Origin of the sequence: Pseudomonas sp. Irchel 3A7 (assembly GCF_900187565.1) — a bacterium.
Classification (GTDB): domain Bacteria; phylum Pseudomonadota; class Gammaproteobacteria; order Pseudomonadales; family Pseudomonadaceae; genus Aquipseudomonas.
Genome location: NZ_FYED01000006.1, coordinates 1 through 18,640, shown reverse-complemented (window position 1 = coordinate 18,640; position 18,640 = coordinate 1). Strand labels below are relative to the sequence as shown.

Below are 18,640 nucleotides of genomic sequence, written 5' to 3'. Positions count from 1 at the left end.
TCGCACCGAGCGACGCAAAGCAAAAGGAGCAAGTCATATGACTGGCATACGCAAATGGTTACCGAAGGCGGCCCTGCTGGCGGCTTCGGTGATGGCGTTCTCGGCAACCGCCGGGGCCGCCGATAAACCCAATATCCTCGTAATCTTTGGCGACGACATCGGCCAGACCAACATCAGTGCCTATTCCATGGGCGTGGTCGGCTACAAGACGCCGAACATCGACCGCATCGCCAAGGAAGGCATGATGTTCACCGACTACTACGCGGAGAACAGCTGCACCGCCGGACGCTCGACCTTCATTACCGGACAGTCCCCACTGCGAACCGGCCTGTCCAAAGTCGGCATGCCAGGCGCGTCGGTCGGCTTGCAGGCAAGGGATGTCACCATTGCCCAGGCGCTCAAGGCACACGGCTATGCGACGGGGCAGTTTGGTAAGAACCATTTGGGGGACAAGGATGAGTACCTGCCCACCAACCACGGTTTTGACGAGTTCTTCGGCAATCTCTATCACCTCAACGCCGAGGAAGAACCCGAACGTCCGTACTGGCCGAAAGATGATGCCGCGTTCGTCAAGGCGGCCTCTCCACGTGGCGTGATCCACAGCTTTGCCGATGGCAAGATCGAAGACACCGGCGCGCTGAACAAAAAGCGCATGGAAACCATCGACGACGAAACCACTGCCGCGGCGCAAGCATTCATCGAGAAACAGGCCAAGGCGGACAAACCGTTCTTCGTCTGGATGAACACCACCCGCATGCATGCTTTCACCCATGTTCGCGAATCCATGCAAGGCCAGAGCGGCATGCCGGGCAACGAATATGCCGACGGCATGCTCGAGCATGATGGCGACGTGGGCAAGCTGTTGAAGACGCTGGATGACCTGAAAATCACCGACAACACCATCGTCGTCTACACCACTGACAACGGCCCTAACCAATGGTCCTGGCCGGATGCAGCGACTACTCCGTTCCGCAACGAGAAGAACTCCAACTGGGAAGGCGCTTACCGGGTTCCGGCGATGATCCGCTGGCCGGGCAAGGTCAAGCCCGGTGAAGTGTCAACCCAAATGTTCTCCGGAATGGACTGGTTCCCGACCTTGCTGGCTGCCGCCGGCGATACCGATATCAAGGAACGCCTGCTCAAGGGGGCTGACGTCGGCGGGAAGAACTTCAAGGTGCATCTGGATGGCTTTAACCAGTTGGACTACCTGACCGGAAAGACCGGCAAAAGTGCACGTACCGAGTTCTACTATTTCAACGATGACGGCGTCCTGGTGAACATGCGTTTCAACGACTGGAAGATCGTCTTTTGCGAGCAGCGTGCTCCCGGCGGCTTGAAGGTGTGGAGCGAACCGTTCACTTGCCTGCGCGTGCCCAAGCTTTTCAACTTGCGCATGGATCCCTACGAGCGTGCCGACGTCGTGTCTGACCAATATTATGATTGGCTGACCAAGAACGACTATCTGCTGTTCGACGCCACCCGAAGATCCGCAATGTTCCTGCAGACCTTTGTCGATTACCCGCCTAGCCAACGCCCGGCGAGCTTCAGCATCGACCAGATCCGCGAGGAAGTGGACAAGAAAATCGATGAAAAAATGAAAGCTGCCAAGTAACACCGCTTTACACCGCTCGCCCTCATCGGCGAGCGGCCCTATTTTCCATTGGAGACCGCGTTAACTTCATTCGCGAGCAGGCTCGCTCCCACAGGGATTTTCCGCTCACCAAAGATCTACTGTGGGAGCGAGCCTGCTCGCGAAGGGGCCGGTGCAGTCGCTGATGTATTTGAACCGGAACAAGGCAATCGGCAATGTCCTCACGCGTCACCAGCAAGTCGTCGGCCATACCCGCCCCTCACGTCGCCTCCCCGGCGCTGTTGATCCCTGCCCTGCTGCTGTTCGTTTCCGGTGCCGCGGCGCTGGTGTATCAGGTGTTGTGGATCAAGCAGCTGTCACTGGTGGTGGGCGTCGAGGTGTATGCCATCACCACGGGGATCAGCGCGTTTTTTGCCGGGCTTGCCCTGGGCGGCTTGCTCTTCGGGCGCTGGGCCGACCGCTTGCAGCAACCGGTCCTGCTGTATGCCGGGCTGGAAGTGCTGGTGGCGGTACTCGGTGTCGGCGCGACCTTCGCCATGAGCCTGGCGGCCCAGCCGTTTGCCTGGCTGGAACAGCAGATCGGCCTGCTGGCCTGGGTGTTGCCGTTTACGCTGGTCGGCCTTCCGGCGTTGCTGATGGGCGGCACGCTGCCGGTGCTGGTCCGCTCCCTGGCCAGCGATCCACAGCAACTGGGCAAGGCCGGCGGCCACCTGTATGCGGCGAACACCGCCGGCGCGATCGCGGGGACCCTGCTCGCCGCGTTTGTGCTGATTGCCACCCTGGGCGTACGTGGCAGCGCGCTGGCCGCCGCGATGCTCAACCTGCTGGCCGCCGCCGCTGCCCTGTGGTTCCAGCGCCAGCGTCCGCTACCAGTCGAAACGCCGACACGGCACCCTGCCGACAAGGCGCCGGACCGCCTGGCGCTGTGGCTGTATTCGATTGCCGGTGGCGTGGCCCTCGGTTACGAAGTGGTCTGGTCGCAATCGATCGTGCAGTTCATGAGCACCCGCACCTATGCCTTCGCCGTGGTATTGGCCACCTACCTCACCGGCCTGTTTCTCGGCAGCGCCCTGCTCGCCCGACGGGTCGACCGCCTGCGCGATCCCTGGGGCGTATTCGGTCTGCTGATCGCCGGTGCAGGGCTGATTGCGTTGCTGGAAATTGCTGTGCTCGGACGCTGGCTCGTGCTCGCGCAAAGCCTGGTCGAAGCCTGGGTGCTGTCGCTGGGTGCCAGTGAACTGGCGGGCATGTGCGCGCGCTTTGCCGTGGCGGCGTTGAGCATCGTCTTCGTGCCGACGGTGCTGCTGGGCGCGGCGTTTCCCGTGGCCCTGCGCTTGAGCGTCGGGCGCGAGCATGTGGGGCGCCATGTCGGTGAAGTCGTAGCGTTCAATACCCTCGGCGGCATCATCGGGGTGATGCTCTGCGGGTTCGTGCTGATCCCGTTGCTGGGGCTGGTGCGTACGTTGGGATTGCTGGCGATCATCGCTGCCGGGATCGGGTATTTCTCGGTGCGCAAGGGGCATGGGGTCAAGAAAGGCCGGCGTCAGGGCGTCATCGCGGTCGGCCTGCTGTCGGTGGCCGTGGCGCTGCTGACCCCGGTGAACAAACTGGCCAGCCTGCTGCCTGGCGCACGCAATGCCAACCTGGCTTTTTACGAGGAAGGACGTGGCGGTACCGTTGCCGTGGTCACCCAGGGCAAGGGGCAGAAGGCCTTCCAGCGGTTGTACATCCAGGGTGTATCGAACACCGGCGATGCCATGCCTTCCCTGCGCTACATGCGCATTCAGGCGCTGTTGCCGCTGCTGATCCACAACGCCGAGCCTCGTTCAGCGCTGGTGATCGGCTTTGGCACCGGCATCACCGCCGGCGCCCTGACGCGCTATCCGGGCCTGGAGCACCGGGTCGTCGCCGAACTGCTGCCATCGGTGGTCAAGGCAGCGCCGTTGTTCAAGGGCAATTTCGATGCCGCCGCCGATCCGAGTATCGATGTGCGCCTGCGTGACGGTCGCCAGGAACTGCTGCGCAATCCGCAGCGTTATGACCTGATCACCCTCGAGCCACCACCGCCCTCCGCGGCCGGTGTGGTCAATCTGTATTCCCGGGACTTCTACCAACTGGCTGCCAGCCGCCTTCAGAATCAGGGCCTGGTCGCCCAGTGGCTGCCGCTGCCGACGCAAAACATCAACGATTCGCGCTCGCTGGTGCGCAGTTTCCTCGATGTCTTCCCCTACGCCACGCTGTGGACCAGCGAGTTCCACGAGATGCTGATGGTGGGCTCGCTGGAGCCGATCGAGCTGGATGTCGGGAAAATCAGTCAACGCTTCCAGCAGGACAGCGTGCGTGGCACCTTGCAGGATGTCGGTATCGGCTCGGCCGCCGCGTTGCTCGCCACCTGGGTGACTGATCGCGCCGGCCTGGAACGCTTTGCCGCTGACGCGCGTCCGGTGACCGATGATCAACCGCGCATCGAATATGCACCCTGGGTCCGGACCAAGGAGATCACCCGGGTGTTGCCGGCGCTGCTGGACTTGCACACTGCCGCGCCGCTGGTGAATGCCGATGCGGGTTTCAATGAGCGGATGAGCGCGCACCGGCAACGCCTGATGCAGTTCTATCGGGCGAGCCTGCATGCCTATGACGGCGATCGCGATGCCTGGGGCCGGGATATTCGTGAGGTGATGCGCGGGGATGGGGGGAATCCGTATTACCGGTGGTTTGTCGGGGAGTGATTCAGTGCCTGTTGGATCGCCATCGCTGGCAAGCCAGCTCCCACAGGGTTTTGTGGGAGCTGGCTTGCCAGCGATGGGGCCATCAACCCCTATACATCACTTGGATTTGAGTTTGAGATAGGACTGATGCATATCCACCGCCCAGCCATCGATCACGCCTTTGACATCATCGGCCTTCATTACCTGGGCTTTGTTTTCCAGCGGTTTGCCGGTGCCCTTGCGCACGACCTGGGCCAGGACATGATTGTTGCCGCCATCGAGGAACACCGCTTCGGTGGCCAGGTCGGTTTCCTGATCGCGGATACCGCTGGCGGTGCTGACCGCTGCGGCCACCAGGGCAATCGGGATCACTTCATAGGGCTTGAGGCCTTCGGTCTTGCTGCTGACAGCGGTGATCGCCGCACGCACCACGATGACACCCGGGCCCGGGCCGGATGCCAACGGCAAGGATTTGCCGATTTCACGCTTGAGCGCCTGGTCGTAGTAGCTGGTAATCCCGTTCAAGGTGGTCTGGGGGATTGTCTCGGTCGGCTGGGGTTTGGGATACAGCTGGGTCGGTTCGACGTAAACGCTGGTGAACTTGTTGATGTCGAGCTTGGGATCGACCCAACGCATCACGGTGGCGCCTGAGGGTGACTTGGCTTCCTTGAGCTGGCTGTAGTTCTTGAGAAACCCGGAATACTGGTCCGGCTCCACGACCTTGCTGGCGCAACCGACCATGGCAATCGAGGCCATGCACACGGTGCCCATCATCAGCGCTAACTTCATGCGGTAACTCCTGTAAAGAAGATCGACTACGGTTAGGAACAGAGGTGTTACAGGTATAGCCAATAAAGAGCCCGGCGCTCGCGAAAAACACAATATTCATCTAATGCAACTGAGCACATCACAAGCGTGATTTGACAGACGCCGACCATCCGGCAAAGCTGCATCGAGCATGTACGCGCGCCTGACGGCAAACGCAACCGGACTACGGAAGTCGCAATGCCGAAAGATAAAAATAAAGCGGTAACCGCAAAACCTGATTCGCAACCGACCCTGATTAACCGTTACCTGTTCCCCGTCACCATTGGCATCCTTCTCCTCGCTGTCACGGGCATCGGCTGGTTTCTGTTCGGCAGTCACCCGGCGCCCGTGACTTATGCGCCGGTCAGTACGCCTGTCGTTCAACCCATCAAGCCACGACCGGTTGCCCCTGTGCCGGGAATGGCGCCGCCAAAAATGGTCGATGAGCAGCAATGTCAGGGCTGCCACGACGCCCAGGTCAAGGACTGGCAAGGCTCCCATCACCAATTGGCGATGCAGGAGGCCAACGCCGAAACGATGCTCGGCGACTTCAACAACGTCACCTTCAAGGCGGAGAACGAAACCACCCGTTTCTCGCGCAAGGACGACGGCTTCTGGGTCAACACCCCTGGCATCGACGGCAAGAATGCCGATTTCAAGGTCGCCTACACCTTTGGCATCGCGCCGTTGCAGCAATACCTGATTGCAGTCGGCGACGGACGCTTGCAAGCCCTGGGTGTGGCCTGGGATACCGAGAAGCAGCGCTGGTTTCATCTCTACCCGGGCCAGGGCGTGACCTTCAAGGACCCGTTGCACTGGAGCAAACCGAGTCAGAATGCCAACTTCATGTGCGTCGAATGCCACACCACCGGTTACAAGCGCAATTTCGATGCGGCGAAAAATACCTTCGACAGTCAGTGGAACAGCCTCGGTGTCGGCTGTCAGGCCTGCCATGGCCCGGCCTCCGATCACCTCGAATGGACGGCGAAGAAAACCGAGCTGATCCACGCCGGTTTCGCCGTCGACCTCAAGGATAAAAACACCACCGTCGAAATCGAAACCTGTGCCCGCTGCCACGCCCGCCGCGCGCCGCTGGGCGATGGTTTCACCGTCGGCAAGCGCCTGATGGACGATTACCTGCCGAGTACCCTGACCCGCGAGCTGTACGCCCTGGACGGCAAGATCAAGGATGAAGTGTTCGAACACGGCTCCTTTGCCCAAAGCAAAATGTTCGACAAGGGTGTGCGGTGCAGCAATTGCCATAACCCCCACAGTACCGAACTGAAGGCACCGGACAACGGCGTCTGCCTGCAATGCCACAACTCCGCGGGCAAGACCTCCGTGGAAGGCATCGACGGCAAGGGCCTGCAAGCGAAGAACTATGACGCCATCGAACACACCCGCCACACCCCGGGCCAACCGGGTTCGCAGTGTGTGGATTGCCATATGCCCGGCAAGTTCTACATGGGCAACGACTTCAGGCATGACCACAGCTTCAGCATCCCCAACCCCGAACGCGCGCAAAGACTCGGCACGCCGGACGCCTGCCTGACCTGCCACCAGGGCAAGGCCGGCGACAAGGTCACAGAACAGTTCAAGCTGTGGAACACCGCCAACGCCGGCACGGCGCAAGCGCCACGTTACGACGAAAGCCTGTGGCTGATCCGCAACGGTCAGCCCGGCGCGGCGCAAGCCCTGTACGAGCAATTGCAACGCAGCAACCTGCCGGCGATTCAACGGGCGAGCCTGCTGGCCGAGTTGCCGCTGTACCCCAGCGAACAGGCGCTGAAACTGGCGACAAAGGACTTGAGTCATCCGGCACCGCAAGTGCGAGAAAGCGCCGTGCGGGCAATCAGCGCCTTCCTGCCGCCGGCCGAGCGTGCACCGCTGTTGGCGCCGGTACTGAGCGATCCAGTAAAAGCCGTACGCATTGCCGCGGCGCGGGACGTGCTCAGCGTGGCGCGCAACGGTCTGGGCAGCGCCCAGGACGCCTGGAATGCCGCCATTGCCGAGTACGAAGCGGTGCAAAGGAGCCTGGCCGAACGCGCCGAAGCCAACCTCAACCTGGCGATGTTGTACCAGGCCAGCGGCCGCGGTGGCGAGGTCGAAGGCCTGCTGCGCACCGCGCTCCAGCGTGATCCGGACTTTCATCCGGCGCGGGTGACGCTGGTGCAATGGCTGGAAGCCAATGGCCGCAGCCAGGAGGCCCAGGCACTGCTCGCGCAAAGCCTGAAGGACCACCCGGACGTTGCGCTGCTGCAACACACTCAGGGCCTGTCGCTGGTGCGTGCCGGCAAGTCCGGGCAAGCCATGCCGTTCCTGCGCAAAGCCGCGCAACTGGAGCCGCAAACCGCGCAATACGGCTACGTGCTCGCGGTGGCGCTGCATGACAGCGGCAAGGTCGATGACGCCTGCGCAGAGCTGGAAAGGCTGTTGAAGGAGCAGCCGGCCAACCGCAATGCGCGGCTGTCGCTGATCCAGTACTACCTCGACAACGGGCAGGAACCCAAGGCGCAGGTGCTGCTGCAGGGCTGGAAGAAAATCAACAGGGGCGATCCGGCGTTGAAGTGAGTCCCTGCACGTTGTAGGTGCGAGCTTGCCCGCGATGGAAGTCAGGGCGCCGTGTTTCGTCAGGCTGACCGCATAATCGTTGACGCCCATCGCGAGCAAGCTCGCTCCTACAGGAATGTAAAAATTCTTTCGATTTTTGGTGACACCATATAGCCACTACTGGCAAAGTGCCTGCCGCGTTAACATCACCCCAAGTATCCACCTCGAGGCCTGCATGAAGCACGCCTCGGCCAATGACGGCACAGTCCAGTCGCAAGGAAAAAAATGGTAGTTCTGCGCAAGTTTTTCACCGTTACAGCCCTGACCGCCACCCTCCTGACTTCCGGCTGCGCAAGCATCGTCGGGGACAGCAAGTACCCTGTAAACGTATCGAGCACCCCGAGTGGTGCCAACTTCACGGTCCAGAACAAGGACGGTGTCGTCGTTCATAGCGGTTCCACGCCCAACTCCGTGACGCTGCCTTCGGGTCGTGGCTACTTCAAAGGCGAGACCTACACCATTACCTTCAAAAAAGAAGGCTATGCCGATACCACCGCAAAACTGGATACCAGCATGAGCGGCTGGTACTGGGGCAACATTTTGTTCGGCGGTCTGATTGGCATGCTGGTCGTCGATCCGATGACAGGTGCGATGTACAAGCTTCCGGCTGACGCCGCAGGAAACCTCGGCAGCCCACTGGCCGGTGAAGCGCCGAAGAACCTGACCCTGCTGGAAATCGATCAAGTGTCGCCAAGCGATCGCGCGGCGCTGGTTCGCATCAACTGATAAAACCAAGAGATCGCAGCCTTCGGCAGCGCCTACACAGAGCTGTCGAATGCTGCGATCTTTTGCGTTTTTGGTGCTTAGCGCCGCCGAAACAACGGTCGCGGTTCAATCACCGACCGCCCGTACAACACACTCATCCCCGCCAACCCTTTCAGCGCATCCTCCGCGGATTTGTCTTCACGCACTGCGAAGCTGTCGAAACCGCACTGACGCATGTGGCTGAGTTGATCGCGCAATACATCACCGATGGCGCGCAATTCGCCGGTCCAGCCCAATCGCGTACGCAGCAGATACGCCTGGCTGTACGCGCGCCCATCGCGAAAACTCGGGAAGTCCAGGGCGATTAACGGCAGTTGGGCAAACCAAGGCTTGAGGCTTTCCACTTCATCGTCCGGCCCCAGCCACACCGCGTTTTGCTGCGGGTTTTCCAGCCACCGGGCCAGCGGCAGAATCAGCGCACCGGCCGGTAACCCGGTATCGGGCTCCCTGACCAGTGCCCAGGGATCATCCGCGTCAATCCGCGCCACGCCCTCCTCCAGTCGCAACAGATTATTCATGCCGACACCTCCAGCACCTTCGGGTACACCGTCTCCTTGAACGGCTCCAGGCCGATGCGATGGAAGGTGTCGACGAACAACTCCTCGCTCTCGCGGTAACGCACGAAGGTCTCGATGATGCGCTCGATGACATCGGGCACTTCAACGGCGCTGAAAGACGGGCCAATAACCTTGCCCAATGCGCTGTTCTTGCCCTGGGCGCCACCGAGGGTGATCTGGTACCACTCGCTGCCGTTCTTATCGACCCCGAGGATGCCGATGTTGCCGATGTGGTGATGACCGCAGGCATTCATGCAACCGGAGATATTGAGGCTGATATCACCCAGGTCGTGCAGGTAATCGAGATCTTCGAAGCGTGCCTGGATGGCCTGGGCGATGGGAATCGACTTGGCGTTGGCCAGCGCACAGAAGTCACCACCGGGGCAGGCGATGATATCGGTCAGCAAGCCGACATTGGCGCTGCCCAGATTGTGTTCGCAGGCCAGGCGCCACAACGCATACAGGTCGGCCTTGGGCACGTCCGGCAGGACGATATTCTGTTCATGGGCGATACGGATTTCGCCGAAGCCGAAGCGCTCGGACCACTCAGCCACGGCGTCCATCTGCGTGTCGGTGACATCGCCCGGTGGCGCGGCAATGCCGGGTTTGGTCGACAGCACCACGCTGGCGTAGCCCGACACTTTGTGCGGTTGCACATTACGCATTACCCAGCGCGCGAATGCCGGGTTCTCGGCCAGATGTGTGCCGAAATCAAGGTTGGTGTCTGCCAGCGTACGATAATCCGGCGCGACGAAGGCACTGGCCACGCGCTCGAACTCATCGAGGGTCAGTTGCGCCGGGCCATCCTTGAGGTACTGCCACTCCTCCTCCACTTCCCGGGCGAAAGCGTCGATACCCAGGGCTTTGACCAGGATCTTGATCCGCGCCTTGTACTTGTTGTCCCGCCGGCCATGGCGGTTGTACACGCGCAACACCGCCTCGACGTAGGACAGCAGGTGCTGCCACGGCAAGCCGTCGCGGATCTGCAAACCGAGAATCGGCGTACGCCCCAACCCACCGCCGACAATCACCCGCAGCAGCATTTGCCCGTCTTCGCCGGGGTAAAGATAGAGGCCGATGTCATGCATCATGATCGCCGCCCGATCCTGCTCGGCCGAGCAGATGGCGATCTTGAACTTGCGCGGCAGAAACAGGAATTCCGGGTTGATGGTCGACCACTGCCGCAGGATCTCCGCCAGCGGTCGTGGGTCGATCATTTCGTCGGCGGCGACCCCGGCAAAAGCTTCGGTGGTGATGTTGCGCACGCAGTTGCCGGAGGTCTGGATCGCATGCATTTCCACCGCGGCCAGGCGTTCGAGGATGTCCGGCACCTGGGCCAGTTCGATCCAGTTGAACTGCATGTTCTGCCGGGTGGTGAAGTGGCCGTAGCCGCGATCGTAATCCCGGGCGATGCTCGCCAGGGTTCGCATCTGCCGGGCACTCAGCGTGCCGTAGGGAATCGCCACTCGCAGCATGTAGGCGTGTTTTTGCATGTACAGGCCATTTTGCAGGCGCAACGGCAGGAACTCTTCCTCGCTCAGCTCGCCGGCCATGAAGCGTTCGACCTGATCGCGAAACTGCGCAACCCGCTCGAACACCAGCGCCCGGTCATAGTCGTCGTACTGATACATCTGGCTACCTCATCAGGGTTGATCGGGCTCTGTGGCTGATCCCAGTCGCTCAAGGTGGAAACCTTGTGGGAGCGAGCCTGCTCGCGAAGGCGGAGTGTCAGGCGACATTGATGGTGAATGTGCCGGCCTCTTCGCGAGCAGGCTCGCTCCCACAAGGTCTGCGCTCAGGCCGATGGCATCAGACAATTCGGCTCGTTCTCGAGGATGTGACTATGAACCCGCGCTGATCTGCATTACAGATTCAGCTGTTTTCAAAAAAACCGTATCAGAGGCCAACCAGCCCAGCCTTGGCTACTTCCGATCTGATCCGCATAAATCAGTTTTTCCTGAGTCTGTTTTGGATTTGCCGATGTTTTTACAGTTGCCCGACTTTGCAACCGTGGAAGCATTGAGCATGAGCACAACAACTAACGGACAGACCTATAACTACAAGGTCGTCCGCCAATTCGTCGTGGCGACCGTATTCTGGGGCGTCGTGGGAATGGCGATGGGCGTGTGGATCGCCTCGCAGCTGGTATGGCCCGAGATGAACCTCGACCTGCCGTGGACCAGTTTCGGCCGCTTGCGTCCGCTGCACACCAGCCTGGTGATTTTCGGTTTCGCCGGCAGCGCGCAATTCGCCGCCAGTTATTACGCGGTGCAGCGTACCTGTCAGGTGCGGCTGTTCTCGGACAAACTCGCCGCCTTCACGTTCTGGGGCTGGCAGTCGGTGATCGTGGTGATGCTGATCAGCCTGCCGCTGGGTTACACCACCACCAAGGAATACGCCGAGATCGAATTCTCCGGCGCGGTGTGGATGACCGTGGTCTGGGTGGCCTACGCCATCGTGTTCTTCACCACCTTGGTGCAGCGCAAGACCAAGCACATCTACGTCGGCAACTGGTTCTTCGGCGCGTTCATCGTCGTCATCGCCATGTTGCACGTGGTCAACCACCTGTCGATCCCGGTGAGCTGGTTCAAGTCCTATCCGGTGTATTCCGGGGCCACCGATGCCATGGTGCAGTGGTGGTACGGCCACAACGCCGTGGGCTTTTTCCTGACCACCGGTTTCCTCGGGATGATGTATTACTTCGTGCCGAAACAGGTCGGCCGCCCGGTGTACTCCTATCGTTTGTCCATCGTGCACTTCTGGGCGCTGATCACCCTGTACATCTGGGCAGGTCCCCACCACCTGCACTACACCGCGCTACCGGACTGGGCGCAGTCGCTGGGCATGGCCATGTCGCTGATCCTGCTGGCACCGAGCTGGGGCGGCATGATCAACGGCATGATGACTCTGTCGGGCGCCTGGCATAAATTGCGCACCGACCCGATCCTGCGCTTTCTGGTGCTGTCGCTGGCCTTCTACGGCATGTCGACCTTCGAAGGGCCGATGATGGCGATCAAGACCGTCAACGCCCTCTCCCACTACACCGACTGGACCATCGGCCACGTACATGCCGGGGCATTGGGTTGGGTGGCGATGATTACCTTTGGCGCGACCTATCACATGGTGCCGAAAGTCTTCGGCCGTGAGCAGATGCACAGCACGCCGCTGATCAACCTGCACTTCTGGCTGGCGACCATCGGCACGGTGCTGTACATCGCTTCGATGTGGGTCAATGGCATCACCCAGGGCCTGATGTGGCGCGCGATCAACGACGACGGCACATTGACCTACTCCTTCGTCGAAGCCTTGCAGGCCAGCCATCCGGGGTTCGTGGTGCGCTTTGCCGGGGGCGTGTTCTTCCTCGGCGGCATGTTGCTGATGGCTTACAACGTGTGGCGGACGGTTCGGGTGTCAGACCTGAAAATGGCAGAACTTGAGGCGCAGATAGCCTGATGATCGAAATCGCGCTGAATATTCTGGGAGCGGTGAGCCTGTGGCTGGCGGTGGAATATTACTTGAGACACCAGACTGCCGAGAGTCTCGAGGATGCCAGTTTGATTCCGTTTGCCGATGATCCGGAGGTGGCGCGGCGGGTGGAAGCGGCTACTGGCAAAATCATCAACGCCGTGGCACCGGAAGAGGTGAAGTCGGGTTGGGGAAACCTCGAAATCTGATGCGCCACCCATCCCCTGTAGGAGCGAGCTTGCTCGCGAAAAACGTCAGGACAACGCAATCAATCAGACAGCACGCGTTATCGTTGACGTCCATCGCGAGCAAGCTCGCTCCTACAGGGACATGCGTCAAGCCAAGGCTTCAGCTGCGCTCGCGGGGAATCAGGCTCTGCAGCTGTTGCGCCAAAAAGTTCGCATCGAACGCAAAGGTATCCGGGTCTTTCAAACCGTTGGTCTTGCGCCACTGCCAATCATTGGAAGGTGGCAGGCAGACCAGCGAAACGCTGCCATAGCGCGCAGCGGTAAAGCCCATGACCGCCAGGGAAATCTGACCGCCCACGCCCATCACATCCGGCACGAATTCCACCGGCTTGCCGGCAATCACAATGGATAATTTCTCGGTTTTGAACGTCGACGCCTCCACCGGAACGCTTGGCCCGAAGGCAACGTACTGCTCGCGGCTCACCTCCAGCAGATTCGGTGCCTTGACCGGCTCCAGCCACTGCTGGATCTGGTCGAACAGTTCACCGATGCGCGTCGCCCAAACGGCCGATTGCGACTCGAATACCTGCTTCTTGTGCGCTTCGCTTTCTGCGTAGTGACGAAGCATCTCGCCCAGTTGCTGTACATCGTCCATTGCGGTGTTCCTTTGGTTGAAGCGGTGCTACGGATATCCAGCATGGCAGATGCGCGCTGCCGGCGTACGACTAAACGCCGGGAGGTCTCTAGCCGGGCATGCGACGCAGGCGCGCCATGCTCAAGACATCGACCCACTGGCCGTCGCGGAACCCGTAATCGCGCAGCAGCCCTTCGGTTTCGAAACCGAATTTGCGATACAGGCCGATGGCGGCTTCGTTGTCAGCGTAAACGGTCAGTTCGACGCGGCGCAGGTTCATCCAGTTGTCGGCGATGTCCAGTGCCGCCGCCAGCAGCTTTGAACCCACGCCTTTGCCCTGCCATTCACGCGCCACGCCCATGCCGAAGCTGCCGGCATGGCTGCGGCGGATACGGGAAAACTGTTCCAGGGTGATGTTGCCGACAACCGCCCCCTGGTGCAGCGCCACCAGTTGCATCACCCGCTCGTCGTCCGACGCCAGGCGTTTGCGCCAGATATCGGGGGACAAAAACGGCATTTGCAGCGTCTGACGGACAACCACCGGCTCACGGTAGAGCGCGGTGATGCCTTCGAGGTGGGATTCCTTGAGGCGTTCGAGAGTGATGAGCGATTCAGTGACGGGCATGGGTGATTCATCCTTGAGGCAGACATGACGGTTCACTCTACAACGCTACCATCCCTGCTGGCGAGAATCCTTGTGGGAGCGAGCCTGCTCGCGAAGAGGCCATCACATTCAACACTCGTATTGACTGACATGACGCTTTCGCGAGCAGGCTCGCTCCCACAGTTTGAGATGAGTCAACCCTCGAACCACTCCCGACGTTCGCTGAAGGTGTTATGGATCAACTCCACCAGCATCTGCACCTGCTCCTCGCCCTCCGACCCGGCATTCACCGCCATCCACACCTGGCGCTGCATCGCTTGACCGAACAGCTCCGGCAAACCGGTCAACCCGCGATCGAAGCGGCTCATGTAGCCGGGCAACAAGCCAATGCACGCGCTGCAGCGGATCATCTCCAGCATCAGCTCATAGGAATGCAACTGCACGACCCCGGCCAGGCGCTGGTCCACCAGATTGTTCCATGGCCGAAAACTGTCGACCTGACGATCATGCTGCCATTGCACCAACATAAAGTCGGCCAGATCCTCGAGGCTGTCGGGGCGCGAGGCGACCCGTGAATAGCGCTTGGCGATGTGCGGCAGGTAGTCGAGTTGCGCCAGGGCCCGGGGCTCACTGGTGGCGAAACTCGGACCGGGCAGCGGCGAATCGGTGCCGGCCAGCCACACCACCACATCGGCCGTGACTGCTTGCAGGGTCAGTTCGCTGTCCAGGGTGATGATGTCCAGGCGGACGCTGGCATTGCGTCGCAGCAATGCCACCAGATCGCGCCCGAGAATGTCGTGCAGGATCGACTCGGCGATAGCCAGGCGCACCAACGGTTGCTGGATCACCGGCAGGTCACGTTCGTGGGCCAGCGCAATCAACTGCGACTGCAATTGCAACCCGTCACGACTGAGGACAAGGCCATTGTCCGAGGGGCTGAACAATGAACACTGCAACTGGGCTTCCAGCTGCGCCAACTGCTTGCGCAAGAGGGTGGCCTTGATGTTGAGGCGGCGGGCCGCCTGCATGAAGCAGCCGCAACGGGCACTGACGCTGAAACTCTGCGCCAGCACCGGATCGATCTGTGCCGCGCGGAGGCGCCAGGATGGAGTTTTATCAAGGGGGACGCGGTACTCGGCCATACGCCGATGACCGGAAGCTTCCAAGAATGACATCGATGACTCCCTGTCGGTCTATCTATGGGAGCTCCATCCTGCGCATCGATCATGAAGCGGGTGTGACAACACACCTGTAGGAGCGAGCTCTGCTCGCGATGGATACCCAGACAACGCGATCATTCAGACCGGGCGCGTTATCGTTGACGTCCATCGCGAGCAGAGGGACGCGTGCCCTTGAGATCAGGTACTGGGACTTTGTCGAAAGCTAACGGCCAGGCGGTTCCAGCTGTTGATGGTGGTGACCGCGATGGTCAGGTCCACCAGTTCGCCTTCGCTGAATTGGCCCCGGGCCTCCTCGTAGACATCATCCGGCACATGGCTTTTCGACAGCAGCGTCACGGCCTCGGTCCAGGCCAGGGCTGCACGCTCGCGCGGGTTGAAGAAGTTGCTGTCGCGCCAGACCACAATGGAATACAGGCGCCGATCGGTCTCGCCCAGGCGCCGGGCATCCACCGAGTGCATGTCGGTGCAGAACGCGCAGCCGTTGAGCTGCGACGCGCGGATCTTGATCAAGTGCAACAGCGCCGGCTCGATGCTCAGGCTGCTGGTCAGAGCCTCCATGGCGATCATTGCTTTCATCGCCTTGGGTGAAGCGCTGTAGTAATCCAGTCGAGGGTTCATGGCAGGCCTTTTCAATCAGGTGAATGTTTCAAGATTGGCACACACACCGGGCGATGCCAGATCCAATTATGCGAAAAAACGGTGGACCACTTACCACGATCGGTCATTGAAAAAACACAGGACTCCACACCCTGCTTTCAAATACCGACAACAGGCTTTAACGCACTGGCCCATTGAACTTCCAACAACACATTGGTCACCACGTTAAGTTCAAAATTGGATATTTTCTATCGTTCGATTCGCTCACTAAACTGGCGCCGTCATCCAGACACTTGCAACTTCACTTCAAAAGGTAAACATCATGAAAAATATAGTTATCGTCGGCAGCCTGTTGTGCGCAGCGTTCTCTGGCCTCTCCTTCGCCGAAGGTGGCAGCGACCGCTTGATCGAACGCGCCAATGCCCGTGCCCAGCAGGTCGCAGCGCAAAACGAACGGATTCAAAACGACAATCAGAACACCGCTGAACGTGCAGAAACCAAGCCCGCCAAATCCAGCTGAAGTGCTGAATTACCAATGGCTGTTGCACTGACTCATCCTTGCAAGACAAATATCTCTGCAAGGATGAGTATCTAAAATAATAGTATTCAAGCAACAAAGAAAGCCCTGCAATAATCATTGCAAGGCTTGTGGCGGAGCAACACCAAAACTTGTCACCCGAAGATATCGAGCAAACTCGACAGCTTCAAAGAGGGCGACAGACTAACGGCGATTATCCGATCAATCGATAGCCAATTCTGCGATTTCCGGGCAGACCATTGCCCACTAGTCCAATCCAGCGTTTTTTCCCTTCGCAACTTCATCCCTGCCGACAAATCCGGGTACTCTTGCGCCATGTACAGCGCGAACCAGATCACCCGTCGCAGGAGCTTGCCGGTATGGAACTACATGTTGTCATTAACGGCCGCAAGGACCTGGCGGGCCAGTTGTACAACCAACTGCGCAGCGCCATCGAATCAGGTCGTCTGGCAGCAGGGACGCAGCTCCCGCCGAGCCGCTTGCTGGCCGAGCAGTTGGGCATCTCGCGCAAGACCATTTCCGATACCTACGCCCAGCTGACCTACGAAAACTTCCTCACCGGGGTGATCGGCAAAGGCACCTACGTCAATGCCCGGGCTTCAAAAATCGAGCGCAAGCAAAGCCATACCGAGCTGGCCGGGTTCGAGGTGATCGAGTCCTGGCGCAATCTGCCGGTGTTTCTGCGCCACCCGACCCTGGAAGGCTCGCTGCGTTATGACTTCATCGGCGGCGCCACCAGCAAGGGCCAGTTTCCCCAGGATGACTGGCGCCGCTGCACCTCCCATGCCTTGCGCCAGATCGCCGCATCCAAGGGCCTCTACAGCCTGCCCGAAGGTTTGCCGGCGCTGCGTAATGCCATCGCCCGGCACATTGCGTTTTCCCGCGGGGTCAATTGCCAGGATGACGACGTGGTGGTGTGCAACGGGGCGCAACAGGCGCTGGACCTGATCGCCCGGGTGCTCACGCGGCCCGGCAGCATCGTGGCCATGGAAGACCCCGGCTATCCGCCGGCACGCCTGTTGTTCGGCACCCACGGTGCCACGGTCATCGGCGTTCCGGTGGATGCCGAGGGCATCCAGGTGGACAAGATCCCCCTCGGCACGCGGCTGATTTACGTCACCCCTTCGCACCAGTTCCCCTTGGGCATGCCCATGAGCCAGGAACGACGGGTAGCGCTGCTGGCCAAGGCCCATGAACTGGGCGCCATCATCATCGAGGACGACTATGACAGCGAATTTCGCTATGAAGGTCGGCCAACCGATTCGCTGCAAAACATGGATCAGCGCGGGATCGTCGCCTACGTCGGGACCTTTTCGAAAACCCTGCTGCCGGAGCTGCGCCTGGGTTACGCGATCCTGCCGCCGGCGATTCTCGAGGCGGTGGTCCGCGCCAAGCAGCTGACCGACCTGCACACCTCCACCCTGCCCCAGTGGGCGCTGGCCAAATTCATCGCCGAAGGCTGCCTGCTCAAGCACATTCGACGCTGCCATACGATCTATGCGGGCCGGCGCGACCGGATCCTAGCGCGCATGGCCGGCGATCTCTCGCCATGGCTGGAGGCCGTGCCGACCATGGCCGGTTTCCACATGGTGGTGATGTGCAAAGTACCAATCGACGTGCCACTGGTGATCGAGCTGGCTAAGAAGGTGGAAGTCGGGCTCTATGCCATCGACAGTTTTTACTACCAACAAACACCGCAAGCCGGGTTCTTCCTGGGTTTCGGCGCCATCGAGACCCTGGATATCGACATCGCCCTGGATCGTCTGAGAGACATTTTGCAACAAGTTGCCTGATGGATTGGACTGCGGCTTTATCCGGCGATTGGCTATTGGTGGTCCGGGGGTGCAGGCCTATCCTGCATAGGCGTAATCCCTCAATGAGCAGGATTCGTCCGGCCTGATTCAGGAGTGTGAGCCAATGTCCTACAAAGTGATCAATACCGTAAAGGTGCAGGCCGTTGCCGGCCGCTCGGAAGAACTGGGTAAGCAACTGCAAAAGATTGTCGACACCCTGCGCGAACTACCGGGCTGTGATTCCTATATGGTCGACCGCTGCCCTGAGGACAGTAACCGCTGGACCGTCAGTGCCCACTGGCAATCGGAAGCGGCGATGCAATCGCATTTCAGCAGCCCTGAAGTGCAAGGGTTTATCGACCTGATCGATTGCCAGTTGGCCAACGCCGTCGACTTCAACAGCTTTCCGATCCGATAGAAAAACGATTAAAGATCGCAGCCTTTTGGCCGTTCCCGCAGAGTATGGGTACCTCTGTAGATACCGTCTTGTCCCTCATCGGGCAAGCGCAAAATTCGGGTCAAATGGCTGGCCCGATTTAAGAACGGCGTAGACAAAATGTAGGAGCTTGCGCATTGCTGCACAGATGATCTGTTTGGGGGCC

At 60.2% G+C, this 18,640-nt stretch carries 16 protein-coding genes; 9 read left to right on the top strand and 7 right to left on the bottom strand.

The window, feature by feature from the left end:
* Positions 1-37 precede the first annotated feature (37 nt).
* Positions 38-1,612 (top strand): arylsulfatase, encoded by a 1,575-nt coding sequence (locus CKW21_RS11530; RefSeq protein ID WP_095194093.1) that lies wholly within the window; start codon positions 38-40, stop codon positions 1,610-1,612.
* Between the two features lie 194 nt (positions 1,613-1,806).
* Positions 1,807-4,320, top strand: a complete 2,514-nt coding sequence (locus tag CKW21_RS11525; RefSeq protein ID WP_095194092.1) for a fused MFS/spermidine synthase — start codon at positions 1,807-1,809, stop codon at positions 4,318-4,320.
* A 96-nt stretch (positions 4,321-4,416) separates the two neighbouring features.
* Here CKW21_RS11525 and CKW21_RS11520 read toward each other — a convergent pair whose 3' ends face one another.
* Entirely contained in the window at positions 4,417-5,088 is a 672-nt protein-coding gene (locus CKW21_RS11520) for a DUF3313 domain-containing protein (protein WP_095194091.1), read from the bottom strand.
* 216 nt (positions 5,089-5,304) lie between these two features.
* Between CKW21_RS11520 and CKW21_RS11515 the strand changes: the two genes are divergently transcribed.
* Together CKW21_RS11515 and CKW21_RS11510 are read left to right on the top strand one after the other, a co-directional pair.
* Positions 5,305-7,677: a tetratricopeptide repeat protein gene (locus CKW21_RS11515; RefSeq protein ID WP_095194090.1), complete on the top strand. Its 2,373-nt coding sequence runs from the start codon at positions 5,305-5,307 to the stop codon at positions 7,675-7,677.
* A gap of 264 nt (positions 7,678-7,941) precedes the next feature.
* On the top strand, positions 7,942-8,442 hold the full coding sequence (locus tag CKW21_RS11510) for a hypothetical protein (protein ID WP_095194089.1): 501 nt from the start codon (positions 7,942-7,944) through the stop codon (positions 8,440-8,442).
* 77 nt (positions 8,443-8,519) lie between these two features.
* On the opposite strand, the gene CKW21_RS11505 is transcribed toward CKW21_RS11510, so the two are convergent.
* Positions 8,520-8,999 carry a DUF934 domain-containing protein gene (locus CKW21_RS11505; RefSeq protein ID WP_095194088.1) on the bottom strand — a complete coding sequence of 160 codons (480 nt, stop codon included), beginning with the start codon at positions 8,997-8,999 and terminating at the stop codon, positions 8,520-8,522.
* Positions 8,996-10,669 carry a nitrite/sulfite reductase gene (locus tag CKW21_RS11500; RefSeq protein WP_095194087.1) on the bottom strand — a complete coding sequence of 558 codons (1,674 nt, stop codon included), beginning with the start codon at positions 10,667-10,669 and terminating at the stop codon, positions 8,996-8,998. The genes CKW21_RS11505 and CKW21_RS11500 overlap by 4 nt, the downstream gene beginning before the upstream one ends.
* A gap of 394 nt (positions 10,670-11,063) precedes the next feature.
* On the opposite strand from CKW21_RS11500, the gene ccoN reads away from it, so the two are divergent.
* Complete coding sequence (ccoN, locus tag CKW21_RS11490; protein WP_095194086.1) at positions 11,064-12,491, top strand: cytochrome-c oxidase, cbb3-type subunit I; 1,428 nt, start codon at positions 11,064-11,066, stop codon at positions 12,489-12,491.
* Positions 12,491-12,712 carry a CcoQ/FixQ family Cbb3-type cytochrome c oxidase assembly chaperone gene (locus CKW21_RS11485; RefSeq protein ID WP_095194085.1) on the top strand — a complete coding sequence of 74 codons (222 nt, stop codon included), beginning with the start codon at positions 12,491-12,493 and terminating at the stop codon, positions 12,710-12,712. The genes ccoN and CKW21_RS11485 overlap by 1 nt, the downstream gene beginning before the upstream one ends.
* A gap of 139 nt (positions 12,713-12,851) precedes the next feature.
* On the opposite strand, the gene CKW21_RS11480 is transcribed toward CKW21_RS11485, so the two are convergent.
* The 4 genes from CKW21_RS11480 to CKW21_RS11465 form a co-directional block, all read right to left on the bottom strand.
* Positions 12,852-13,346 carry a hypothetical protein gene (locus tag CKW21_RS11480; RefSeq protein WP_095194084.1) on the bottom strand — a complete coding sequence of 165 codons (495 nt, stop codon included), beginning with the start codon at positions 13,344-13,346 and terminating at the stop codon, positions 12,852-12,854.
* An 88-nt stretch (positions 13,347-13,434) separates the two neighbouring features.
* Positions 13,435-13,950 (bottom strand): GNAT family N-acetyltransferase, encoded by a 516-nt coding sequence (locus CKW21_RS11475; RefSeq protein WP_095194083.1) that lies wholly within the window; start codon positions 13,948-13,950, stop codon positions 13,435-13,437.
* 173 nt (positions 13,951-14,123) lie between these two features.
* Complete coding sequence (locus CKW21_RS11470; RefSeq protein WP_095194082.1) at positions 14,124-15,104, bottom strand: LysR family transcriptional regulator; 981 nt, start codon at positions 15,102-15,104, stop codon at positions 14,124-14,126.
* A 183-nt stretch (positions 15,105-15,287) separates the two neighbouring features.
* Positions 15,288-15,728, bottom strand: coding sequence for a carboxymuconolactone decarboxylase family protein (locus CKW21_RS11465; protein WP_095194081.1), 441 nt, complete (start codon positions 15,726-15,728; stop codon positions 15,288-15,290).
* A gap of 301 nt (positions 15,729-16,029) precedes the next feature.
* On the opposite strand from CKW21_RS11465, the gene CKW21_RS11460 reads away from it, so the two are divergent.
* From CKW21_RS11460 to CKW21_RS11450, 3 genes are all read left to right on the top strand, one after another.
* A complete protein-coding gene (locus CKW21_RS11460) occupies positions 16,030-16,227 on the top strand; it encodes a hypothetical protein (RefSeq protein WP_095194080.1) in 198 nt (65 codons plus the stop codon).
* A gap of 377 nt (positions 16,228-16,604) precedes the next feature.
* Positions 16,605-18,038, top strand: a complete 1,434-nt coding sequence (locus CKW21_RS11455; protein WP_095194079.1) for a PLP-dependent aminotransferase family protein — start codon at positions 16,605-16,607, stop codon at positions 18,036-18,038.
* 124 nt (positions 18,039-18,162) lie between these two features.
* Positions 18,163-18,456 (top strand): antibiotic biosynthesis monooxygenase family protein, encoded by a 294-nt coding sequence (locus CKW21_RS11450; RefSeq protein WP_095194078.1) that lies wholly within the window; start codon positions 18,163-18,165, stop codon positions 18,454-18,456.
* The last annotated feature ends 184 nt before the right edge of the window (positions 18,457-18,640 follow it).

What these genes read in the sequence shown, in the direction of transcription:
- CKW21_RS11450 (WP_095194078.1), top strand. Translation starts at nt 18,163, where the DNA reads ATGTCCTACAAAGTGATCAATACCGTAAAGGTGCAGGCCGTTGCCGGC.
- CKW21_RS11475 (WP_095194083.1), bottom strand. Translation starts at nt 13,950, where the DNA reads ATGCCCGTCACTGAATCGCTCATCACTCTCGAACGCCTCAAGGAATCC.
- CKW21_RS11470 (WP_095194082.1), bottom strand. Translation starts at nt 15,104, where the DNA reads ATGTCATTCTTGGAAGCTTCCGGTCATCGGCGTATGGCCGAGTACCGC.
- CKW21_RS11465 (WP_095194081.1), bottom strand. Translation starts at nt 15,728, where the DNA reads ATGAACCCTCGACTGGATTACTACAGCGCTTCACCCAAGGCGATGAAA.
- CKW21_RS11485 (WP_095194085.1), top strand. Translation starts at nt 12,491, where the DNA reads ATGATCGAAATCGCGCTGAATATTCTGGGAGCGGTGAGCCTGTGGCTG.
- CKW21_RS11525 (WP_095194092.1), top strand. Translation starts at nt 1,807, where the DNA reads ATGTCCTCACGCGTCACCAGCAAGTCGTCGGCCATACCCGCCCCTCAC.
- CKW21_RS11480 (WP_095194084.1), bottom strand. Translation starts at nt 13,346, where the DNA reads ATGGACGATGTACAGCAACTGGGCGAGATGCTTCGTCACTACGCAGAA.
- CKW21_RS11520 (WP_095194091.1), bottom strand. Translation starts at nt 5,088, where the DNA reads ATGAAGTTAGCGCTGATGATGGGCACCGTGTGCATGGCCTCGATTGCC.
- CKW21_RS11530 (WP_095194093.1), top strand. Translation starts at nt 38, where the DNA reads ATGACTGGCATACGCAAATGGTTACCGAAGGCGGCCCTGCTGGCGGCT.
- CKW21_RS11460 (WP_095194080.1), top strand. Translation starts at nt 16,030, where the DNA reads ATGAAAAATATAGTTATCGTCGGCAGCCTGTTGTGCGCAGCGTTCTCT.
- CKW21_RS11505 (WP_095194088.1), bottom strand. Translation starts at nt 8,999, where the DNA reads ATGAATAATCTGTTGCGACTGGAGGAGGGCGTGGCGCGGATTGACGCG.
- CKW21_RS11455 (WP_095194079.1), top strand. Translation starts at nt 16,605, where the DNA reads ATGGAACTACATGTTGTCATTAACGGCCGCAAGGACCTGGCGGGCCAG.
- ccoN (WP_095194086.1), top strand. Translation starts at nt 11,064, where the DNA reads ATGAGCACAACAACTAACGGACAGACCTATAACTACAAGGTCGTCCGC.
- CKW21_RS11510 (WP_095194089.1), top strand. Translation starts at nt 7,942, where the DNA reads ATGGTAGTTCTGCGCAAGTTTTTCACCGTTACAGCCCTGACCGCCACC.
- CKW21_RS11500 (WP_095194087.1), bottom strand. Translation starts at nt 10,669, where the DNA reads ATGTATCAGTACGACGACTATGACCGGGCGCTGGTGTTCGAGCGGGTT.
- CKW21_RS11515 (WP_095194090.1), top strand. Translation starts at nt 5,305, where the DNA reads ATGCCGAAAGATAAAAATAAAGCGGTAACCGCAAAACCTGATTCGCAA.